This is a genomic window from Paenibacillus ottowii (assembly GCF_050516475.1).
Lineage (GTDB): Bacteria > Bacillota > Bacilli > Paenibacillales > Paenibacillaceae > Paenibacillus > Paenibacillus ottowii.
The window spans coordinates 215,785-238,265 of the sequence record NZ_CP191577.1 but is presented as its reverse complement, the minus strand read 5'-3'; the positions used below and the strand labels follow the sequence as shown (position 1 = coordinate 238,265).

The following is a 22,481-nucleotide window of genomic DNA, read 5'->3' as shown; positions in this document are numbered from 1 at the left end:
GATTGCAACGGTTACTCAGATATGCTCTAAATGTAAATATTATACTGTGCTTCTGTATATCGATAACCGATTAATGAGGTGCTAGAATACTTAGCTTCTGAAACGCCTGTAAAATCTGGCTTGCTCCGTAGCCCATAGCTTCGTACAACGGCATAGCCGCACTGTTATGCTTGTCCCCAGCTACCCAAATACGACTCACCTTGCGTTGCTGAAAACGCTGTTCCATGAGCTCCACAAGCGATTTCCCGATTCCCATCCGACGATGATCCGGATGAATAGCAATACGATAATAACAGCCGTGATTCTGATCAATCGTGCCAATCAGGGCACCAACGATCTCTCCCTCTTCTTCGGCAACGACGATCAAACCGGAATCCCACGAAAGCTGACGGGCAAAAGCACCCACCGTCTCTTTGTAGCACTCCTCCGACAAGGCAATTTGCATGAGCTCCGTTACTGAATTCACATCACTTAATTGAAAGGAACGAACGTGCATAGTAATATCTCCCTTTTCGTAAGCATAATAAATAAATTGAGGACAGCACCGTCATTTTTACATAAATCCATAAAGCGCTTATCATGGTGTTAATCACAAGGCATTATGATAAAAATGCATACGATCTGCTATATATGAAATGAAGAACAGGAAAAGGGTGTACGCCCTCAAGTTCGTCGTGTCATAGACATGACAGTTTATAGCAGACGACAAAAAAGCCCAAAATTCTGCTTCCTTGACCATTAAACCATACTTTTTGACGGAATACATCCCTTTTTCTCATGTAAGCGCTGTATATAAAGCGTTTACATTTTAATGTTCACAATTTACCTCTTATTACCTATGTATGATGTATTCCAATTGCGTTTTTGGACATGCTATCTACCAGGCCCTAATGTCCAGTTTGGTATTTTACAAACAAAAATGTTGAAAAAATAGGCTGAATGCGGTTTAATATAACTATCGAGGGTATTATTACATAGGAACACTTACCCAACCATATAACCAGGAGGGATTTTATTATGGCATTTCAATTACCAGAACTTCCTTACGCAAAAGACGCACTGGAACCACACTTTGATGCACTGACAATGGAAATTCACCATGATCGTCACCATAACACATATGTTACGAACTTAAATGCAGCTCTGGAGAGCGCTCCTGAACTGCAAAGCAAAAGCCTGGAGGATCTGATCTCCAATCTGGACAGCGTTCCTGAAAGCATCCGCACTGCGGTTCGCAATAACGGTGGTGGACACCACAACCACAGTCTGTTCTGGGAAGTTATCGGTCCTAACGGCGGCGGACAGCCAACGGGTGCAATTGCTGAAGCAATCAGCAACGAACTGGGCGGCTATGACAAATTTAAAGAAGACTTCACTAAAGCAGCTACAACTCGTTTTGGTAGCGGCTGGGCTTGGCTGGTTGTCGGCAAAGACGGCAAATTGGCGATCACTAGCACTCCAAACCAAGATAGCCCGCTGTTCGAAGGTCTGACTCCAGTACTTGGACTGGACGTTTGGGAGCATGCTTACTACCTGAAATATCAAAACAAACGCCCAGACTACATTGCAGCTTTCTACAATGTAATCAACTGGGATGAAGTCAACAAACGTTACGAGGCTGCAAAGAAATAAGCCAGTAGCAACATTCTTATCCGAGCTCATGAAGGGCTGTCTCAAAAGTAGATTTTCTACAAATGAGACAGCCCTTTTTTTCGCCAATCACCTATTCTTATTCTACAAAAGGCCATGTTACGCTATCGCCACACGATACAGTTTTGATAAAACTGCGCTCACTTATCAAATAAAGATTTGCAGGCAATCAAAATAATGATAATTCCGCTTAAAAGTGTACTGAACTGACGTAATGTGAATGAGCCGATACGAATCGACAACATTTTTTTCCCCAAGGTTACACCAAGCCAAACTGTGATATAACTGCCGCCTGCCGCAGTCAGAGAGATCGCAATTGGTGACAGCCCCATCATACCTGCACCAATCCCATTTGTAACGGCATTAGCGGCAAGTGCAATCCCCAGCACCGCTGCTTCAAGGGTTCCTATAGAACTTGATTTGTCTTTATCCACGGTTTCGGGATTTTGTAGAACTTCTTCGAGTGATCCGCTTGACGCAGCCTCCCCGGCTTCTTCACTGTTCTGGCTGGGTTTCTGCTTCTTACGCGGTACAGCCAGCAGAATAATGCGGGCACCGACAATGAATAGCAATAACGTTCCGATCAGGACGGGTAATATGCCTGGAAGAACCTCCGCCAGCCACTGACCGGATATGATCCCTGGCATACTAAGGATGAAACAGATGACCGCAATGATTAAATTTGATACATGGTTAATACGAATCCTTCGAATCCCATAAGATATTCCAACTCCCAAATTATCCAGACTAGATAATACGGCTAAGCCAAAAATTAAAATCCAAGTAACCATCTTTATCACTCCTTGTTGTCTGTTTACAATCATACTATTGAGCATGTTGCAATTAGGTGTTCATCCATCTAAAAAAATGTTGAGATTTCCTCAACATTCTGATCAACATCAGGTGAGGCGAACTGCAATGTCCGATGAGAAGAGAAACGCCAACTGGGCGAGATACTGGCCTCCTTGCTGAAAGAACGTTCTTCGTCTATGCGCAAGCTAAGCGCCGCTTGAACATTTGGATGCTTTTGCCCTTCATCTTGATGTTCCTCCGCTCGACTCTTCCAAGCTGCTGGTTATGGCGCCCACGTCCCCCCCTAATCATGAGAACCAGCTGAACGATATCTACTAGCTGTTTTGGCATTCCATGGTAAACTGGTGGAGATGATTCTCTAATACGACTCTGGAGGTTGATGGGTGCAGACTTTTTTTCGTTATAACTGGATGGTTCGAGAACAATGGTACCGCTGGTGTGAAGAGGTGCCGCAGGAGGAACTGCTGAAAGAACGTATCGGCGGGGCTGGTAGCATTCTAAAAACACTCTTTCATATTGTTGATGTAGAATGGAGCTGGGTTCAAATCATTCAAGGCAAACCTGATTTCCAGGAGGACTTCTCTCAGCATAATACCCTGGATAAAGTCCGTGAGCTGGACGCGAAGTTTCGACTCGACGTGGAGCCATTCGTCCTCGCCTGGCATGAAGGTCTGGAACGAAAAAGGTTTGAAGATCACCGCCCGGACGGCAGAATTGCGATCGATGCCTGGGGCGAGGTGATGCGCCATGTCATTGCCCACCAAATTCATCATATCGGACAGTTGTCCGTATGGTCGCGTGAGCTCGGCAAGGCCCCGGTTTCAGCCAATGTAATTGGCAAAGGGCTGATTGAGAGCGATCCATCCATATAGGTATGATATCTGCAATTAAAAAGGAGTAGAAAAGAGCCTTCAAGCTCCTTCTACTCCTTTTTATTCATAACCTTCGATTCATTTCTTAAGATATTGCTTTTGACTTCTTATTCCTGATCACACCGTAAGCCAATGTGAATAATGCTCCACATAACAGGGCAATAAGATGGGCGATAAGATAATTCATATGACCATGATTCTCTGACGCTGCAATTGCAAAGCCGGGAAGAGCCGTGGTTCCGAATCCAATAGCTGTCAGCTTGCTTAAATATACATAGGCTCCGGCAACCATTCCTCCGAGACATCCAGCAACCAGAGGGAACTTATACTTCAAAGTGACCCCAAAGATCGCGGGTTCCGAGATTCCAAAAAGTACAGACCCGAATGCAGAGTAACCCAGTTCTTTAACCTTGGTATCTTTGCGATTCAAAAGAACATATCCCAAAACGGCGCCCCCTTGTGCCATCAAAGCGACTGATGCCAACGGGTTGATAAAATTTCTGCCTGTATCGGTTAACAGCTGGGCTTCTACCGCACCCATAACATGATGCAACCCTGTAATAACGATAATTTGCTGAATGCCTGCAAAAAACATAAAGCCGAATATTCCCAGGTTTTGCGTCATCCAAAGCAACGAAACCGTGACCAGACTGGCTAGCTCTCGCCCAAGAGGACCGATAATCGTAAACAATAGCAGGGAAGAAACAAAGACCGTCAGCAAAGGAGCCAAAAACAATTTAATCATGTCTGGAACCTTTTTGTTAAAAAACTGATCCAATTTGGCTACCACATACCCCATCATCAGAGCTATAATGATACCGCCCTGAAATCCAACCAACTGAACGGGAAGACCAAAAAGACTGATCGATTCCGGGCTTTGGCTCCCTTTAGCTACCTCAAAGGCGTCCGCCAAGGCCGGATGAAGCATAATTGCACCCAGTACAAGCCCCAGAATTGGACGACCGCCATATCTCTTGGTGGCTGAATAAACAACAAGCAGTGGCAGGATGGTGAAAATACCTGTGGAAACGATTTGAACAAAGCGATTGATCCCTTGGAAAATTGGATACATCTCCACAATCGACTTGGGACCAAATAGCCCCTTCTGACCTAGCAGCCCAGTGATCCCCATTAACAATGCAGCAGCAAGAATTCCCGGCATGATCTCAATAAAGACATCTGACAGCGATTTAATCGCTTTTTGAAAAGGATTTTGCTTTTGTGCGGACTTCGATTTGACATCACTTAATGACATATCTTCTGTTCCGGTCAGTTTGGAGAACACGGCATAGATATTATTGACCAGCCCTGCTCCAAAAATGATCTGCAGCTGATCCCCCGCTATGAACACGCCTTTAACCAGATCAACTTCTTCAATCTTTTTTAATTCCGCTTTTTCATTGTCTTTAAGTACAATTCTTAATCTTGTGGCACAATGGGCCACACCGATGATGTTCTCTTCACCACCGATATATTTTAAAATTTCTTGTGAAATTTGCTTGTACTGCTTTTCTTTTGCTTCCATCTAGCAAAACCTCCTCTAGCTGCATCAGATGATGTCTTCCTTAACAAATCTCCAGAACAGGCCCAAAAAGTCCTGCTTCACCCTGGCCAGCGTTATGCCTACATGCATTAATTCATCACCGCCGAACAGCTCACCAGTTTCTATATTTCTGTATACGTAGTCTGGATTCAGACCTTTGAATTTTAACGTTTTAATCGCGGCAGCGGGTTGAGATAAAACCTTGAAATAGCTGGCCGCCATTTCTGATTGATCCTCTGACACAAAGCTCCATGCAGCTTCATTTCCATCGAACGGATTAATGATTCTGTAGAAATTCCCAAACTGAATGAGCGATCTCATTTCCTTATATAGAGCTATCTGCTTTTTCACCACTTCTTTTTCTTCAACAGTTAATGTCGTCAAATCCAGCTCATATCCTAAATTCCCGGCCATAGCGACATAACCTCTGGTCTCCAGTGGCGTTATTCTACACACTTGATGGTTGGGTACGGTGGAGACGTGTGCGCCCATCGTAATCGGAGGGTAGACAAGACTTGTCCCCCATTGAATCTTCAATCGGCAAATGGCATCCGTATTGTCACTTGTCCAGGTCTGAGGCATGTAATAGAGCATACCGGCATCAAAACGGCCCCCTCCACTAGAGCAGCTTTCGAATAAGACATGGGGAAACTTCGATGTAAGCTCTTCCATAATACTGTAGAGTCCCAGGATATAACGATGCGCCGTCTCCCTTTGTCTCTCAGGTGGCAAGGCGGCCGAACCCACATCTGTCATGTGACGATTCATGTCCCATTTTACATAAGTAATTGGAACGTCCGATAAAATATCGGAAACCGACTTAACGATGTACTCACACACTTCCTTCCTCGATAAATCCAACATAAGCTGATTTCTTCCCAGCGTATACGGACGATCAGGGACATGGATACACCAATCGGGATGCTTTCTGTATAAATCGCTGTCTATGGATACCATCTCAGGTTCAAACCACAAACCAAATTCCATACCCAGATTTAGAATACGATTGGCGAGATCCGGCAACCCATCTGGAAGTTTGCGACGATCCACCACCCAATCGCCTAATGAAGTCTTGTCATCATCTCGTTTCCCAAACCATCCATCATCCAATACAAACAGCTCCACTCCTACACTTTGAGCTTCCTTCGCCAACTGCTCAATCTTGTCGGCATCAAAGTTAAAGTAGGTGGCTTCCCAGTTATTAATCAAGATCGGTCGTTCCTTGTCACGAAATGGTCCACGACATAATCTGTTTCTGTATAAATCATGATAAATTCTCGACATGCCGCCCAAGCCATTTTCGGTGTATACCATAACCACTTCTGGCGTTTGGAACGACTCCTCCGGTCCAAGCAGCCATGTAAAATCAAAAGGATTAATCCCCATCGTGACTCGTGTGTTCCGATAGGAATCTACCTGCGTCTGAGCCGTAAAGTTCCCGCTGTACACCAGATTAAAGGCGTATACTTCGCCCTGATCTTCATCTGTCCCTTCTCTTACAAGCGCCATAAAGGGTGCCTGATGAGGGCTGCTGGCGCCACGGCAGCTGTCAACCATTTGAATTCCGGGTAAAATTTTTCGCCTTGCTATATTTTTTTCATTATTATGCGCACCGTACAAGGTAATGAGTTCATATTCATCATCTCGAAAATCCACACTAGCACTTAACGCTCTAAGCAGTTTTAGCTGCTGCTGACCTTCATTATCAAAACGGACTGAACGGGTAATGACGTCCCACTTTTGATGTAGGCTATAGGATAGTACAATCTTTACCTCAATTAATGGATCTTCAAGGATGATTTCCAGTGTTTCTACTTCGCCATCATCCTCCGCATACGTAGAAGGAAGCCCTTTCAATTTTGGCTTGCCTTGGTAAACCCGATGTTCTTTATACCGAAAATCTGTCACCGTAGAGCCATTCTCCAATTGAAGCTGATACGCAGGAATCCTGAAATCACTATTTCCAAATGAAGGATATTCTTGTGGAATGGTATCCAGTGAAAAGGCTCGATCCGCCCCATCCGGATTGGGTGAAAATCCTCTATCCATAAAGATGATTTTATTGCTTCCCCGATAGTTCTGAATTTTCTTTCCCCAATACAGATGGGCTAAATAACCATCTCGTATAACCTGCATGACATAACTTGTATTGCTGCCTTGTAAATGGAATAAAAGCTTCTCTTTATCGATGATTATAGCCATAGTGACCCCCTTGTAGCGCCGATAGTAATATTTTCAAAAAATATAAATTATGTTGTTTCCTTATTTCTTACACCCTAATCATAATGGAATAGTTTTAATAATTATATGGAATAATGTAGACTCTATATGAAACGGTGTGATAATATGCAGAGATGAATTAAGAGGTGAAAACAAATGAGTGCGCACTTTTCCAATCATTCCTATAACAATCTAGTTCTCAATTTATACACCTGTGGCAAAGAAAGCTGTACCAGCAAACACGCTTATGGTCCAGCCATACGAAGCGGGTATATGGTGCATTTTATTTTAAAAGGAAAAGGGACCTTTAAAGTCAACGATAAAATCTATCATTTGGAGAAAAACGATGCTTTCTTTATTGAGCCGAAGGTTTTAATTTACTACGAAGCCGATGAAGTCGACCCATGGGAATATGCCTGGATTGGTTTTAATGGAATGCAAGCAAAAGAATATCTAAGCCGGACCTGTATTCATAGGGACAATCCCATTTTCCGGTTTGAAGCGGAGGGCAGCCTGGCCCGCTGTATGGAAAGTATCGTCGTCTCTTCTACTCTGAAATCCAACAAAGACCTGTTGCTCGCTTCCAAACTGTATGAATTTCTGTATCTGATGTTTGAACTTTATCCTAATCAGGAAGTCAACAATGAGGTAAGACAGCAGCGGTATATTAAAGAAGCGCTTCTCTTCATTCAGCAGAACTATTCACACTTCATTACCGTAAGTGACATTGCCAAGTACATTTCAATAGACCGTTCGTATTTGCATCGTTTATTCAAACAGCAACTCAATAAGTCACCGCAGGAATATTTATTGCATTTGAGGATTGAAAAATCATGCTCTCTCTTAAAAAATACTTCGCTTAAAATCGGAGATATTGCTCGATCAGTAGGATACAAAGATGTATTGCTGTTTTCAAAAATGTTCAAAACAGTCAACAAGATGACTCCATCCGAATACCGAAAAAATCACCAAAAATAATGCGCTTTGTTTGCAAATAAGTTAGAAATTTCTAGACCAGAAAAAAATAGCGGCAGTATGGAGCAACCTAATGTCCATACTGCCGCTATTTTATTAACATCCGTTCTCTTTTTGCTTTGCATAATACTCGGTGATCAGATCCAGGAACACCTTGGGAAACGCCATGGTGGACATATCCGCCTCGCTGATCCAGCGGTACCCCGCTGGCAAGGCGCTACTCGCCTGGTCTGCCAGCGCTACCAACGCACCCGACTTCGCCGCCGTGGTGCTATAGCTGGCCCGCTGCTCGGCAGCCAGCGGCTGTTCGCCCGCCTTCCCGGCAGGGGCGGCGACCTCTTCACACTGGAACACACGCAGGTTCCAGTGAATGTGGCTGAACGTGTGCTCCGCCTCACGTACATACCGCACCGGGCGCGCATGCACGCCCTCTGCCAACAAATGAGCTGCCAGATGATCCATGGCTGGCTCATCGGGCACCGGACCGTTGTAGCCCTCCGGTCCGGCAAGTTCATGCGGCAGCTCCCACATGCGGGCCAACAGGCCCTTGGCCGGGCGCTGGCGCACAAGCAGGCGGCCTGCGTTGTCGCCGCTGCCCTCGATAAGGGCGACGGAGCGAGGCTCCAGCCGCGGCGGCTTCGCTTTTGTTTTGACTGGCAGCGTCTCCTCGCGGCCTGCCAGCCTGCCCGAGCAATGCTCCATGACCGGGCAGGTCAGACAATGAGGCGACTTTGGCGTGCAGACTAGCGCCCCCAGTTCCATCAGCGCCTGATTAAAATCAGAAGCCCTCCCTTCGGGAATCAGCTCCCTGACTAGGCTTTCCATATGCGACCGCGTGCTGCCCTTCATAATATCCTCTTCAATGAGGAAATAACGCGACAGCACACGCATCACATTCCCGTCCACAGCAGGCTCTGGTCGATTAAAGGCAATGCTCATAATGGCCCCCGTCGTATATGGGCCTACACCTTTCAGTGCCGCCACAGCCTGCGTATCATCTGGCACCTGCCCGCCGTGAAGCTCAACTACCTGTTTCGCTGCAGTTTGCAAGTTCCGGGCCCGCGAATAATACCCTAGCCCTTCCCACAGCTTGAGCACATCCTCCTCGGGCGCTTCCGCCAGCGCTTCAATCGTCGGAAAACGTGCAATAAAGCGATTGAAATACGGAATAACTGTATCGACACGTGTCTGTTGAAGCATAATTTCCGAGATCCAGATATAAAAAGGATTGCGATGGCGGCGCCACGGCAAATCGCGTTTGTTACGTGTATACCAATTTAACAGTTCGAAGCTAAAATAACGCTTTTGTTCCAATGTATTTGTAGTCATCCCATCACGTCTCCTTATATTCGACAATCACAAAAGCAGAGGCAATGTTAGGCTGATGTGTGATACTTAAGTGAATGCTGTAATTCAAGTCACCCATATTCGGTAATTTCAGTCGATCCCATGCAGACGAAGACAAATAAACTACGGGCTTCCCCCCCGGTTCAGGTAAAATATCCATATCGCTGAAACCGATGATTTGCCCAATTCCACAGCCAAAGGCTTTCGTCACTGCTTCCTTCGCGGCAAAGCGCCCTGCTACGAACTCCGCTAGCCTTCCCTTGCGCTCCGCTGCAAGCTCGCGTTCTGCCGGGGTCAATACCCGTTTTAAAAATGCATCTGCATATTTACCTGCCAAAATATGAGCCATACGGCTTATTTCCAGCACATCATGTCCAATTCCGTAGATCATTTGGGTATTCCCCGTCCTTTTTTACTTTACTGGATCTATTGTAACAGTGCATTCACACCCTGGCGAGTCACACAGGCGTAAAAGCGTCACCAATATATGTTAAAATGAAAGAGGCATTCGGTGAATACTTCAAAATTCGCCGACATGCCAGTTTAAAAACTCCCTGTAGAAAGGAAGGATAGGATGTCAGAAAGCATTGTGGTTGAAGCAGGTACCGATGCAGGAACAGATGCGGTGATCCGTGCCTCCTGGTTTCCCGCTAAACATACGGCCAAGAGCCTGCTCGTCATCGCTCATGGCTACAAAGGATTTAAGGATTGGGGGATGTTCCCCTTTATAGCAGAAGCATTGAGTATGGATAACCATGTGGTGACCTTCAATTTTTCACATAACGGCATAGGTGAGGATCTGGAGAATTTTACCGAGCTGGAAAAGTTCGCACGCAACACCTATAGCCGCGAACAAGAGGATTTGGATGTATTGCTGTCCAATCTGAGAGCACGCCAGGAATTCAGAGAATTGCCGTTGTTTCTGTTAGGACATAGCCGAGGTGCGGGAAGCTGCTTTGTATATGCACTAGATCATCCCGGCGAGATTGCGGGCGTCATTTCATGGAATGGCGTAACCAATCTTGATCTGTTTACCTTACCGCAAAAAGAAGAAATGCGTGCCAAGGGGCGCAGCTATGTGCAGAACGCCAGAACCGGACAACAGCTTCCGCTGGATGTCGTCATTTTGGACGACCTGGAACGCAATCGCGAGCGTTTTGCCATTGTAGACAGGCTTGCCAACAGCCAGCTCCCAGCTGTGCTTATCCAGGGAACCGAAGACTCCAAACGTCTACGGGAGGGCTCTGCCCAGCTCACATCCGTCCGTCCCGACATCGAGTGGGTACAGATTCAAGGCGGCAATCATACCTTTAACACCGTTCACCCATTTCAGGGTGGCAGTCTTCAACTGGATCAGGCGATTACCGAAACCCGCCGCTTCATTGACTGGATCGTCAATTAAACGGTAGCCCCTTCAATACAAACGGCGATCCGCCGGGCGGATCGCCGCATTTTATTTACTTAAGCATTTTACAATTCCAAATGATAAATACCTACACGCCCGGAATGCTTGTCCGCTTATGCGCTGTACGTGTAAAATAGCTTTCCAGCTTTTCGCGGGCCGCCGGGTCAATTTCCTTGCCTTCCAGGTAGTCGCTGTTTGCTTCGTAGGAGATCCCCAGTTCCTTTTCATCCGTCTGGCCTTCCCACAATCCTGCTGTAGGCGCTTTGTCCAAAATAGCCTGCGGAACTCCAAGATAGCTGGCCAGCAAACGCACCTGACGTTTGTTGAGCGTGCTGAGCGGTGTAATATCGACCGCACCATCGCCCCATTTGGTATAAAAGCCCGTAATGGCTTCTGAAGCATGATCTGTACCCACGACGAGCAGGTTCAGTTCATTCGCGAGTGCGTACTGAACCACCATACGTGTTCTTGCCTTTACATTCCCTCTCACTTGCGGAGTAATGGAACGTTCCAGACCGATATCCTTTAATGTGTGCTCCACTTCCACGGCAATCGTATCCACGGCTTCCTTAATGTTCGTTTCCCCGGCATATTTCAGGTTGAACGCTTTGGCCACTGCGTAGCTGTGCTCGATATCTTCCTGTTGACCATATGGCTGGAATACACCCAACGTCTTATATTCTTGCCCTTGCTCCTGTGTCAACTCATCTGTAGCTTGCTTGCACAAGGCTGCTGCTACGGCACTGTCAATCCCGCCACTAATGGCAATCAACAGTCCTTTGCTTCCTGTTTTTGTTACGTACGATTTGAGGAAATCCACACGCTTGCGGACCTCCGCCTCTACGTTGATCGTAGGCTGTACTCCCAATTCAGCAATAATCTGTTCCTGCAAACTCATCAGATAAGCACCTCTTTTTTAGGAATTTCCTTCACAAGCCAACATGCAAAAGCCCCGGCAAGTTTCGCAGGCGAAAAATGCGGGGGCATAGCTTGAGCAGTCTTACCGGCAAAAACGGTCAAATGCACCCGTCAAATCAGCAGCAATCTGATCTGCCGAACGATCTTCGATCTGATGACGCTCGATGAAGTGAACCAGCTCGCCGTCTTTCAACAGCGCGATCGAAGGGGAAGATGGCGGATACGGCGCGAAAAATTCGCGTGCCTTTGCCGTTGCTTCCTTGTCCTGACCGGCAAAAACCGTGTACAGATGATCCGGCGTAACATCATGCTTCAGCGCTTCAGCTACACCTGGGCGGCATTGGCCTGCGGCACAACCGCATACCGAGTTCACAACCACCAGCACTGTACCTTTAGCATCAGGCAGCTTGGCCTCCACATCTTCAGAAGTACGCAGTTCCTGAATCCCAAGATTCGTCAGTTCATCGCGCATAGGCTGAACTGAATCTTTCATATATTGATCGAAAGACATAGACATATTCTTTCACTCCTTTTCAATAAATCATGTATACTACGTTTCTAATTTCATCCTTTGCCGTAGTAAAGGCATGGACATCTAATGCCCATTATACAATCTTTTTCACGTAATTTGCAAAAAATCGAGTTACATCTTTGCATAATTATTTCTGCACCGTATTTATGACAGGAGTCTCTGAATGCTCACGATAAGTCGGAATGGTTCTGCGCAAACGGACTTTAAACTGTGTGCCCATTCCTTCCACTGAATCTACGTCAATCGTACCGTGATGACGCTCCACTATACTTTGACATAAGGCCAGACCCAGACCTGTACCTTTCGTTTTGGTGGTGTAAAAAGGCTGGAACAGCTTTTCAAGCTGTTTTTGTGGAATTCCCGGACCGGTATCCTTCACTTCCAGTTCGACAAAATCCCCTTCCTCATGAGTAGAAATGGTCAGTACTCCCTTCTCCCCCATAGCTTCCATCGCATTACGCGATAAATTAAGCAACAATTGCTTGATTTCCTTAGGGTTCAGATGCAGCCTTGTCACATGGTCCTCCAGCTTTAACTCAATCGTCTGTCCCCTCAGGTTCGCATCGGCCCACAATAAAGGCGTTAGTTCACGAATGATATCGTGCAAATGACACTGCTCCTTCTCGACAATCCGGTTCTGGGCCAGAGAAAGAAAATCATTAATAATTCCGTTCGCCCGATCCAGCTCCTCCATCACGATACGGTAATAATTGCCTAGAGAATCAGGGCTTTTTTCGCGCATAAGTTGTAAAAACCCGCGCACAACTGCCATCGGATTACGGATTTCATGAGTAATGCCTGCGGCCATCTGTCCAACCAGACTTAGCCTCTCGAAATTGCCCAACTCACTGCGCAGCGTCTCCAGCTCTGTGATGTCCTGCAAGGCGATAATGACACCTGTCGTTCGATTTTTATGCTTATCCCGAATAGGGAGGAAACTGGAGAAGAATACTTTGGGAGATACATTTATTAGATCAGCACCTGCTTCTCCTTCCAACGCTTTCGCAACCCGTTCGTTGACTACAGGCGAAGTACAAAAACCGTACAACGAGTTTAAAGGACGACCTACTACCTCAGGCAACGTAATATAGGGATCGAAGTCCCGGTAGAGTTCCAGCATTGTTTTGTTCATATGTATAACTCGTTCTTCGTTGTCCAAAGTAACCAGAGATAATGGCATCAAATCCATGACTTGACGCAGCTTATCCACTTCAATTAAATATTTGCTCGTAAACTCAGTTACATTTCGCCGCAACGTCAGTTTCTCAAATGAATTATGCATCAGACTTACGACTGCAAAACTCGCCAATACACCTACAGCAACATCCCATAACGTTGTAAGTAGATCAGGAATGTATATCGAAATGTTCTGTTTGCCCCACAATAGCGGTAACAAAGCCTTAAGCAGCATATCAGCCACAACGTATGTGAAAATCAGGAGCTTTTTGTCCAACAGTGTCCCTCTTTGAAAAAACTTGACATGCAGTAGCATAAAAGGAAAAAGGATAAAAGCAGTGCCCACATACATTGGGGACATTTCTATCGACTGCGCTATAATTAGGACACCCGTCAATGCAGAAGCAGCGAGTACGAAGGAAGTGCGACGTGTACCGTACATGACACCCACAGCAAGGGGAATAATACCGAGATTGGAAGGTAGGCCATATGGAGGCTGGTATTGAAAAAGCGAGCATAGCAATATGGCTGGCAAGCAACACAGATAAAGTATTCCTTGATGAGGTCCGGGAAGCAGATGGCCTGCCCAAACCTTTTTCTTGTCCCCATAATCCGTTAATATAGAGAAAAAACCCGCCGATATAACGGCAAGGAGAACTTGGAGCACACTTTCCTTCAACGCAATTAACAAGGACTTCTCCCCCTCATCATCTTTCCTTGACGCCGTTAGTTGAATTAAAGCACAGGCTACAATATATTACAATATATGTGTTAAAATCCCGGTGCAGAACGACAAATTTTGCTAAATACCGGATATAGATAAAAGAATCGTTTTTACGCCATTCTCTTATCCTGAATAAATAGAAAATATACGCAGCTACCGTGCTTAGAGACTATCTAAAGAGACGGTATTACGATATGATGGAAAATCTGTTACGCTATTCTGAATTTTTTGAAAATTTGTCGACGAAAAGGAAGAGGTTCATGACTTACGACGTTATTGTGATCGGAGGCGGCTCAGCCGGCTTAATGGCAGCGGCTGCTGCCAGCGGCGAGGGCGCCAAGGTGCTATTAGTGGAAAAGGGAAATAAACTCGGACGAAAGCTGGGGATCTCTGGTGGAGGTCGCTGCAATGTCACGAATGCAAAAGAACTGGACGAACTCATACGTCACATTCCCGGCAATGGCCGTTTTCTCCATAGTGCCCTGGCTGCTTTCAGCAATCGGGATATCATCGCTTTTTTTGAGCAACTGGGGATAGCCTTAAAAGAAGAAGACAATGGGCGTATGTTTCCAGTAACGGACAAAGCCAAAACGGTAGTTGATGCTTTGATTAATAAAGTACGCTCCCAAGGAGTCGAGATTCGGACAAGCTGCCCTGTTCAAGAGGTGATTTACAAAGAAGGTCATACGGCTGGTGTGCGGCTGCGTTCCGGCGAAACGCTACGTAGCCGTAACGTCATTGTCGCTGTCGGGGGCAAGTCTGTCCCGCATACAGGCTCGGAAGGTGACGGCTATGCATGGGCAGAGCAAGCCGGACATACCATTACGGAGCTATATCCCACAGAGGTCCCGCTAACGTCAGGTGAGACGTTCATCCAGACAAAAGAGCTGCAGGGACTTTCCTTACGAAACATCAGCCTGACCGTATGGAATGCGAAACAAAAGAAGGTTGTCGTTCATGAAGGAGATATGATTTTCACGCATTTTGGTTTGTCCGGACCAACTGCTTTGCGTTGCAGTCAGTTTGTCGTCAAAGGAATGAAAAAGGATAAGGTAAACACAGTATTGTTAACTCTCGATTTACAGCCTCACAAACTTGCTGATGAAGTCTACCGGGAGACGCTGGAACTGGCATCGATCGATGCTAAAAAGGCGATCAAAAACGTACTAAAGCCTTATTTACCGGAACGCATGATTCCGTTGTTGCTTCAGCAAGCTGAACTGCGTGAAGATTTGACCTATGATCATATTCCCAAGCAGCAATGGCAAGAGCTCGCCCATCGAATCAAGGCGTTTCCCATTCGTGTGAATGGTACGCTCTCTCTCAAGGAAGCCTTTGTTACCGGGGGCGGTGTGAATTTGAAGGAAATTAATCCGAAAACGATGGAGTCCAAGCTGATGCCTGGTTTGTTTTTCTGCGGTGAAATTCTGGATATTCACGGCTACACTGGAGGCTATAATATTACGGCGGCGTTTACGACAGGACATACAGCAGGAACGCAAGCGGCTTTAAACCATTAAGACGCTGCGCGTAGGCTTTGCTGCATACCACCACTGCATCCTCGTTTTTTGGGGGAGATAGGAAAAGGAAATTAAAAAGACTTAAATCAGTTGTATTACTGATTTAAGTCTTTTTTTGAGCAATCGCGTTTTGAACAAGCTCTATCTTGTTTTGACGTTTACCGTTATTTCTAAACTTCAATAATGATAGGTAAAATCATAGGTCTTCTCTTGGTCTGGCTGTAAATAAACTGGCCCACATTATCTTTTAACATCTGCTTAATTAGGCCCCACTGACTCATTTCGATTGCTGTTAGCTCGTTCACTGTGGTCATAATCGTGTCGCGAATCTGATTCATCAGCTCTTCGGAATCCTTAACATATACAAAGCCCCTGGATATGACTTCTGGCGTTGCAAGCATTTGCTTCTCGTTTTTGCTCAAAGTCATCACAATAATTAGCATTCCGTCTGAGGCCAGTTTTTTACGATCCCGCAATACAATATTGCCCACATCACCGGTTACCAGCCCGTCTACCAAACTATTTCCAGATGGTACTTTGGGACCCAGAGACGCCATTCCCTCTACGATTTGAATCGTGTCACCGTTTCGGACAATAAATACGTTTTCCATTGGTATCCCGACTGACTCTGCTAGTTGACGATGCTGATGCAGCATTCTGAATTCACCATGTATAGGAATCAAATACTGGGGTTTCATCAGAGTCATCATTAATTTCAACTCTTCTTGGCTGCCATGACCGGATACGTGCATCCCTGTGGCGCTGCCTGAACCATAAATAACGTTAGCGCCCAATACGTACAGATTATCGATGACCTGGGAAAGATTCCGTTCATTCCCGGGTATAGCCCCTGCTGCGATGATTACAGTATCACCAGGCAAAATTTCGATTTTGGGATGCAAAGAATTGGCGAGTCGGGATAGTGCAGCCATCGGTTCACCCTGACTTCCTGTGCATAAAACTGCAATTTTTTCTGCAGGATAGCGCTCCGTTTCTCCAGCCTCAATCAACAAGTCTTCCGGCATATGCAAGAAACCCAGCTCCTTAGCCACAGTCACTACATTGATCATGCTGCGTCCCAGTAAGACCAGTTTTCTGCCTGTCTCGACAGCCGCGTCAATGACCTGTTGGACACGATTAACATTGGAAGCAAATGTAGAAATGAATACTTGCTGTTTGGCTCTGGCGAAAGCGTCCAAAATATGCCCGCCAACCAAACGTTCTGAAGGCGTAAATCCTGGTCTTTCGGCATTTGTACTTTCAGAAAGAAGCACTTTAACCCCTTGTTTTCCAATCTCAGCCATGCGATGAAGATCAGGGAAAGGTCCACTGACGGGAGACATGTCGAATTTAAAATCCCCAGTATGAACCACATTTCCTTCGGGTGTCTGAAAAAAGACGCCCAGGCAATCAGGGATGCTGTGTACAGTGGTGAAAAAGGACGCCTGAATCATGCCTGCCTGAACCGTTGAATCCGCATCTATAAGATGAAGCTTGGCATCACGCAAAAGGTTATGTTCTTTTAGCTTAATCTTAATCAATTCGATAGTGAGCTTTGTGCCGTAAACGGGGATATTGATCTGTTTTAGCAAATAAGGAATGCCTCCGATGTGATCCTCATGGCCATGCGTTACAATGAGCGCTCTGACTTTATCCTGATTCTCCAGCAGATAGGTGACATCCGGTACAATGAGGTCAATACCAGGCAAATTCTCATTAGGAAACTTGGAGCCACAATCAATGACGACAATATCCTGATCGTATTGGATGAAATACATGTTTTTACCAATTTCATTAACGCCGCCTAGCGCAGCAATGAGTAATCTGTTATCAGCAAGCATCGGTTTATTTCCTCCTTAGGAAAATGCTATCCATATTATTCATTTTCCACGTAAACTTATGCATCATATTGGAAAAAGAAGTGCATAGTCTTTCCTAAATAAAAGGGTTCATAGTACACAAAAAGAAACCCTTGTCTCTAACAGACAGGGGCCCTTACTTGATTGTTAGATACCCACCGCAGCTGATATCGCAGCAAATATAGCAGCAATTAGCCATAGGATCGGGAATAGTTTGAAGATTACATTCAGCCACTGTCCAAAGCTGATCCGGGCAATAGCCAATCCGGCCAGCAGCACTCCACCTGTTGGTGAAATGAGATTGGTCAACCCATTACCAAATTGGTACGCTGTGACTACAGCTTCACGATTAATGCCGACAAGCTCGCCAAGCGGCGCGAGAACAGGCATGGTTAGTGCAGCTTCTCCCGAAGAAGAAGGGACTAGGAAAGTGATGATATTATGCGCAAGCAACATAATCGTCGTGAATAAATAACTAGGCAATCCTTCCAGGACACTTGCAAGTGCATTCAATACGGTATCAATAATCATCCCCTGTTCTGCGATAATCAGAATTCCGCGGGCGAGGCCTATGATCACCGCAGCGTAGATAAATTCTCCACATCCTTTTACAAAATTCTCAGCTATTTCCTTCTGGCTCATTTTAGTAACAATCCCGACAAAAAGACCAAGGGCAAAGAAAAGAGCACCGATCTCAGTCATATACCAGCCTTTGACCAAAATTCCCCAAACAATGGCTCCAAGCGTTACAATAAATCCACCTATAATTAGTTTGTCTCGTAACGTGAAGACGACGTCCTCGCCTGTGCTTTCCTTTATAAATTGCTCGCGGTTTATAATGTCACTCTGAAATACGATGGATTTCTCCGGATTTCGTTTCACCCGGTGCGCATACCACATCGTAAAAGCAATAGATATCATCGTAAACACAAGCCATTCGATAAATCTCAGCCAAAGCTGAGGATTCCCCTCTACCCCTGCTATTCCTTGGGCAATCAACACGGAAAAGGGATTCACAGTCGAACCAACGTAGCCAATTTGTGTTCCCAGAAATAAAATCAGAATAGCTGTCATAGAATCAAAACCCAAGGCAAACATTAACGGAATAAAAATCGCATAAAGTGGAATAATTTCTTCACTCATCCCAAAGGTAGAACCTCCGAGACTGAAGATAACCATAGCAATGGGAATGAGCAAAATCCCCTTATTCTTCAACCGCCTGGCCAGTGCTGTCAGCGCACGATCAATAGCTCCCGTCTGCAAAATAATACCGAAGGAGCCGCCTACAATAAGTACAAAAGAGACAACATCGGCAGCATTGATAATCCCCTCGATCGGAGCGCTGAGGATTTGCGGGATTCCCTGTCTTAAATCACCGTTCTCCCCTGTTTTGGGTACAGAGTGATAGGTTCCTGAAACGATTGCCGTTTTGGTCACACCGTTTACTGTCACTTCATGGCGCTCAAATTGACCGCTAGGTACAATCCATGTCAACGCGGCGACTGTAATAATAATCAAAAATATCAAGGTATAACTATGGGGCAAGGATAATTTCCATTTCTTATTCTTGATGTTCATGTTTATCCCTCATTCCAAGAATGGTTATACGTAACCGTTCCTCCCATAATGGTCAATATTACTTGGGCACCCCTGATGTCGCCAGCGGATGCATTAAGGAGGTCGCGATCAAAAACGGCGATATCAGCATATTTTCCAGCCTCCAGCGTACCTGTAACCTCTTCCATATAACAATGTTTGGCTCCATTAATGGTCCATGCCTTTAAAACTTCAGATGGCGGCATCCCTTGATCTGGATACCAGCCTCCAGCAGGCGAGCCATCCGGGAATAAGCGGTGAGAGGCTGCATACAGCGAATCAGGGACACTGGTGATAAATAAAGGCAAATCAGTACCTATAGTTATCGGCACGTTAGCTTCCAGCATAGATTTATAATTATAAAAACGCTTTTCATTCTCTTTGCCTGCCACAGTAGACATATAAGCCTCTTCGTAAGAGGGATTCAGCAGTAGAATCTGGGCATAGATCTCGGCAAAAATTTCGTTTTCTCCCATTCTGATCAGGTCATCCGGATGTGGATATTCCAGATCACTGATCGAATGTCTGATAAGGTGATTGCCTTGCTGCACGCGGCATTTTTCAATCATGGATACTGCTTGACGAATTGCAGCATCGCCTTCTGCAGTGAGGCAGCATTTGATCCCCTGGCTGTCCGCTTCCAGAACAGAGGCTTCAATCTTTTCATAATTTACTGTCTTCAAATTCTTGACTCCAGGCATATCTGCGTAAGGCTCCAGCATATCCCCTGTATGATCTGCTACAACGCCGTCAAGCATCAGCTTGTAGCCTTGAAAACGTATAAGGTCTCCATTATAAAGTGCTTTATACTTGATACCAATGCCTATATTAAACGGTTCAACAACGGGTTCCAGCGAGAAATGAAATCGGAGTGGCAATTGACCTGCTGCTTTCAATTCTTCTAGAATCGGAAGCAGCTCGCTATGCCGGTCAAAACCGATATCTTTTATAGAAGTAACTCCTCGCGCAGCCAACAGGCGGCAAAACTCCATAAACTCTTGTTGAACAAGGCTGTGGTCCTGCATCATAGCTTGGAGCAGTAAAGCGCGTGCTTCAGCGCTGCATTGATCCGGTGAAAATTGATATTTCTCCTCTGCCAATCGGTTCATCCAGCAGTAGCTTTTATTGTGGTTGATAGCGATTACCGCCCGGTCGGGAAATAATCCATCCAACAGGCTTTGCTCAGGCAGCTTCCCCCATCTTTCCTCACTCCAACCGTAAGCGGTTACATCTTTTCCTGGCGGAAGGTTGCTTGCCTCTTGCAGCAGTAGTTTCACTGCTTCTTCACTTGAGCCTGTATGCGTAAGATCCACGCCCCGATGCATTGACATGTATCCAGTGAAAAATACATGGTTGTCATGAATTCCCGGCATGATAAAGGCATCGCCCAGATCATAAACAACCGTTTCCGTTCCTATCCAGGCTTGCGCCTCTTCCGGACGCCCCACTGCTGCAATACGTTCTCCTCGCACTGCAACAAACCCGGGCGAAGCTTCGTTGTCCAAGCCATTAAAAATAGCTCTGGAGAGTAAAACTTTGTCTGCAAATGTACCTTTTTCCCCTTGCACAGTATCATCACCTCATGATTGATTCATCTAACACCACATGATGTAATATAACGTTATATCAAAGCTTCTGCTTCTCCTCATTTTGGATGGAAGCAGAAGCCACACGTACCTGAACTACCTTGCACAACAGGTAGTGAATTATATGGAAAATTGGTAGCGGTCTCCGATGATATACTGCTTTCCCACATGAACCGGGCTTCCATGCTGGTCATAAATAATAGTATGCATGTAAAACAGTGCCTGCCCGATCGCCGTCTCCAGCTGCTTGGCCTGATATTCATCTGCCAAAGCAATTTGTAATATCGTCTCTCCCGGCTGGTTAGGATCAATGCTGTATTTTTGCCGCAGCAGTTCGTATACGGACCCCTCCAATTGCTCGTTCATTAGAAAGGCAAACCGTTCATAAGGATAATAATTGTTCTCCAGCATTAGGGGGCGATCATCTGCGTATCTTTTACGCTGGATATATAGCACTTTTTCTCCTTGCGACAACTCCAATTGATGTGCAATTTCCTCATCTGCTGCTATGATTTCACGTTTTGTAACCTCACTGTGTGAAGAGAGTCCATTGGATTTGCATGCCGCCGTAAAGCTGATCACATGCTCAATCTTCCGTCCAATTTTGGGTATATTGACAAAGGTGCCTTTTCCCTGACGTTTGGTCAGATAACCTTCATGAACCAATTCGGCAATTGCTTTCCTTACGGTAATCCGACTAACATTATACATCTCGCTTAACTCTGTTTCGGTCGGTATACGGCTTCCTTGCGTAAATGTTCCATTATGAATAGCGGTTTTGACCGCTTTTTGTAATTGAATATATAATGGCTCAGCTTGGTCTGAATTCAACATAATGTACCCTCACTTGTCATATAACGTTATATCACTCTCACTTAGAGTATCAAAGGTTACATATTCTTACAAGTGAAGATATTCGTAAAGGATCCTCAATAATGAACGCCGTAACCGAAGGAGCCTTCTACCAGGCAGCTCTGGGCGGCAAGCCTTGAGCCTTCTGCCATAGCAGCCTGAATGTTCCCTTTTTCCAAAAAGCTCAATAAAAATGCAGTTATATAAGAGTCGCCTGCCCCCATAGTATCCACAGCCTCAACGGAATCAGGCATTTGAAAATAGAACTTCGCACCATCATAGGCGATGGATCGGTCACCGCCACGTGTGGCGACCAGAATTTGTCCCTCTTTTATTCGCTTGGAGTGAATATAATTCTGTGTCTCTTCATCCGTCATATGGCTGCAAGAGAAAAAAGCGAAATCGGCATGCTTGATAAATCGTTCTACCTGTGAATCTGTAAAATCATCTGAAAAATCAAAAGAAACTGGGATGCCCAGCGCCTCCAACTCGGGCAGCAAGTGGCCTGTATGACTGTACAAGCCTGTATGAATAAGGTCGAATCCGCCAAGATAGTCTTTGTCCTCTTCGCTCAGTTCCAATGGATGGAGACGTGTCACTCCCCCCTCATTACTGCCCAGAAATACTCTGTCTCCGTCTTCGAGGGTTACCCGTGCACAGCCGTTCTCACCGCTGTGGTATCTACACCGTGAAATGTCGACGTCAAGCTCACGCAGGGTGTGTTCTACATGCCGCGCTTCGTGATCGTCCCCGAACACACCTATAAAGGCTGCATCCACTCCCGCTTTTTTGGCAAACACACTGAAATTAAGTGCATTGCCACCAGGGTACATCAGGCGCAGATGAACATATTTATCTACCACATTATCGCCAATGCCTAGAACCTTCATGAT

General features: G+C 45.7%; 19 protein-coding genes. 5 read left to right on the top strand and 14 right to left on the bottom strand.

The window, feature by feature from the left end:
* Positions 1 to 70 precede the first annotated feature (70 nt).
* On the bottom strand, positions 71 to 496 hold the full coding sequence (locus ACQQ6X_RS01085) for a GNAT family N-acetyltransferase (RefSeq protein WP_014599477.1): 426 nt from the start codon (positions 494 to 496) through the stop codon (positions 71 to 73).
* A gap of 521 nt (positions 497 to 1,017) precedes the next feature.
* On the opposite strand from ACQQ6X_RS01085, the gene ACQQ6X_RS01080 reads away from it, so the two are divergent.
* Positions 1,018 to 1,632: a superoxide dismutase gene (locus ACQQ6X_RS01080; protein ID WP_305167698.1), complete on the top strand. Its 615-nt coding sequence runs from the start codon at positions 1,018 to 1,020 to the stop codon at positions 1,630 to 1,632.
* A gap of 158 nt (positions 1,633 to 1,790) precedes the next feature.
* Here ACQQ6X_RS01080 and ytaF read toward each other — a convergent pair whose 3' ends face one another.
* Positions 1,791 to 2,441, bottom strand: coding sequence for a sporulation membrane protein YtaF (ytaF, locus tag ACQQ6X_RS01075; RefSeq protein ID WP_430493520.1), 651 nt, complete (start codon positions 2,439 to 2,441; stop codon positions 1,791 to 1,793).
* Positions 2,442 to 2,846: 405 nt separating this feature from the next.
* Here ytaF and ACQQ6X_RS01070 point away from each other — a divergent pair, with 405 nt between their 5' ends.
* A complete protein-coding gene (locus ACQQ6X_RS01070; protein WP_149035393.1) occupies positions 2,847 to 3,335 on the top strand; it encodes a DinB family protein in 489 nt (162 codons plus the stop codon).
* A gap of 85 nt (positions 3,336 to 3,420) precedes the next feature.
* On the opposite strand, the gene ACQQ6X_RS01065 is transcribed toward ACQQ6X_RS01070, so the two are convergent.
* Entirely contained in the window at positions 3,421 to 4,860 is a 1,440-nt protein-coding gene (locus tag ACQQ6X_RS01065) for a PTS transporter subunit EIIC (protein WP_305167696.1), read from the bottom strand.
* Between the two features lie 24 nt (positions 4,861 to 4,884).
* Complete coding sequence (locus ACQQ6X_RS01060; RefSeq protein ID WP_305167695.1) at positions 4,885 to 7,080, bottom strand: alpha-galactosidase; 2,196 nt, start codon at positions 7,078 to 7,080, stop codon at positions 4,885 to 4,887.
* Positions 7,081 to 7,254: 174 nt separating this feature from the next.
* Here ACQQ6X_RS01060 and ACQQ6X_RS01055 point away from each other — a divergent pair, with 174 nt between their 5' ends.
* Positions 7,255 to 8,076 carry an AraC family transcriptional regulator gene (locus ACQQ6X_RS01055; protein ID WP_305167694.1) on the top strand — a complete coding sequence of 274 codons (822 nt, stop codon included), beginning with the start codon at positions 7,255 to 7,257 and terminating at the stop codon, positions 8,074 to 8,076.
* Between the two features lie 93 nt (positions 8,077 to 8,169).
* On the opposite strand, the gene mutY is transcribed toward ACQQ6X_RS01055, so the two are convergent.
* Both mutY and acpS read right to left on the bottom strand, forming a co-directional pair.
* Entirely contained in the window at positions 8,170 to 9,402 is a 1,233-nt protein-coding gene (gene mutY, locus ACQQ6X_RS01050; RefSeq protein WP_305167693.1) for an A/G-specific adenine glycosylase, read from the bottom strand.
* Positions 9,403 to 9,406: 4 nt separating this feature from the next.
* The gene (gene acpS, locus ACQQ6X_RS01045; RefSeq protein WP_305167692.1) at positions 9,407 to 9,811 is read right to left on the bottom strand and encodes a holo-ACP synthase; all 405 of its coding nucleotides are present in this window, start codon (positions 9,809 to 9,811) and stop codon (positions 9,407 to 9,409) included.
* A 183-nt stretch (positions 9,812 to 9,994) separates the two neighbouring features.
* Between acpS and ACQQ6X_RS01040 the strand changes: the two genes are divergently transcribed.
* Positions 9,995 to 10,822: an alpha/beta hydrolase family protein gene (locus ACQQ6X_RS01040; protein WP_305167691.1), complete on the top strand. Its 828-nt coding sequence runs from the start codon at positions 9,995 to 9,997 to the stop codon at positions 10,820 to 10,822.
* A gap of 91 nt (positions 10,823 to 10,913) precedes the next feature.
* Here ACQQ6X_RS01040 and nadE read toward each other — a convergent pair whose 3' ends face one another.
* The 3 genes from nadE to ACQQ6X_RS01025 all read right to left on the bottom strand — a co-directional run bounded on the left by nadE (position 10,914) and on the right by ACQQ6X_RS01025 (position 14,142).
* On the bottom strand, positions 10,914 to 11,723 hold the full coding sequence (gene nadE / locus ACQQ6X_RS01035) for an ammonia-dependent NAD(+) synthetase (protein WP_013369390.1): 810 nt from the start codon (positions 11,721 to 11,723) through the stop codon (positions 10,914 to 10,916).
* Between the two features lie 102 nt (positions 11,724 to 11,825).
* Positions 11,826 to 12,260, bottom strand: a complete 435-nt coding sequence (locus ACQQ6X_RS01030; protein WP_305167689.1) for a BrxA/BrxB family bacilliredoxin — start codon at positions 12,258 to 12,260, stop codon at positions 11,826 to 11,828.
* Between the two features lie 142 nt (positions 12,261 to 12,402).
* Positions 12,403 to 14,142, bottom strand: a complete 1,740-nt coding sequence (locus ACQQ6X_RS01025) for a two-component system sensor histidine kinase NtrB (RefSeq protein WP_305167688.1) — start codon at positions 14,140 to 14,142, stop codon at positions 12,403 to 12,405.
* Between the two features lie 293 nt (positions 14,143 to 14,435).
* Here ACQQ6X_RS01025 and ACQQ6X_RS01020 point away from each other — a divergent pair, with 293 nt between their 5' ends.
* Positions 14,436 to 15,695 (top strand): NAD(P)/FAD-dependent oxidoreductase, encoded by a 1,260-nt coding sequence (locus ACQQ6X_RS01020; RefSeq protein ID WP_305167687.1) that lies wholly within the window; start codon positions 14,436 to 14,438, stop codon positions 15,693 to 15,695.
* A 170-nt stretch (positions 15,696 to 15,865) separates the two neighbouring features.
* Here the strand turns inward: ACQQ6X_RS01020 and ACQQ6X_RS01015 are convergent, their stop codons facing one another.
* The 5 genes from ACQQ6X_RS01015 to ACQQ6X_RS00995 form a co-directional block, all read right to left on the bottom strand.
* Positions 15,866 to 17,536 (bottom strand): ribonuclease J, encoded by a 1,671-nt coding sequence (locus ACQQ6X_RS01015; RefSeq protein ID WP_305167686.1) that lies wholly within the window; start codon positions 17,534 to 17,536, stop codon positions 15,866 to 15,868.
* Between the two features lie 165 nt (positions 17,537 to 17,701).
* Positions 17,702 to 19,132 carry a YfcC family protein gene (locus ACQQ6X_RS01010; protein ID WP_305167685.1) on the bottom strand — a complete coding sequence of 477 codons (1,431 nt, stop codon included), beginning with the start codon at positions 19,130 to 19,132 and terminating at the stop codon, positions 17,702 to 17,704.
* A gap of 2 nt (positions 19,133 to 19,134) precedes the next feature.
* Positions 19,135 to 20,718, bottom strand: coding sequence for an amidohydrolase (locus tag ACQQ6X_RS01005; protein WP_305167683.1), 1,584 nt, complete (start codon positions 20,716 to 20,718; stop codon positions 19,135 to 19,137).
* 138 nt (positions 20,719 to 20,856) lie between these two features.
* Positions 20,857 to 21,570 (bottom strand): GntR family transcriptional regulator, encoded by a 714-nt coding sequence (locus tag ACQQ6X_RS01000; protein WP_305167681.1) that lies wholly within the window; start codon positions 21,568 to 21,570, stop codon positions 20,857 to 20,859.
* 95 nt (positions 21,571 to 21,665) lie between these two features.
* Positions 21,666 to 22,478, bottom strand: a complete 813-nt coding sequence (locus tag ACQQ6X_RS00995) for a fructoselysine 6-kinase (protein WP_305167679.1) — start codon at positions 22,476 to 22,478, stop codon at positions 21,666 to 21,668.
* Positions 22,479 to 22,481 lie beyond the last annotated feature (3 nt).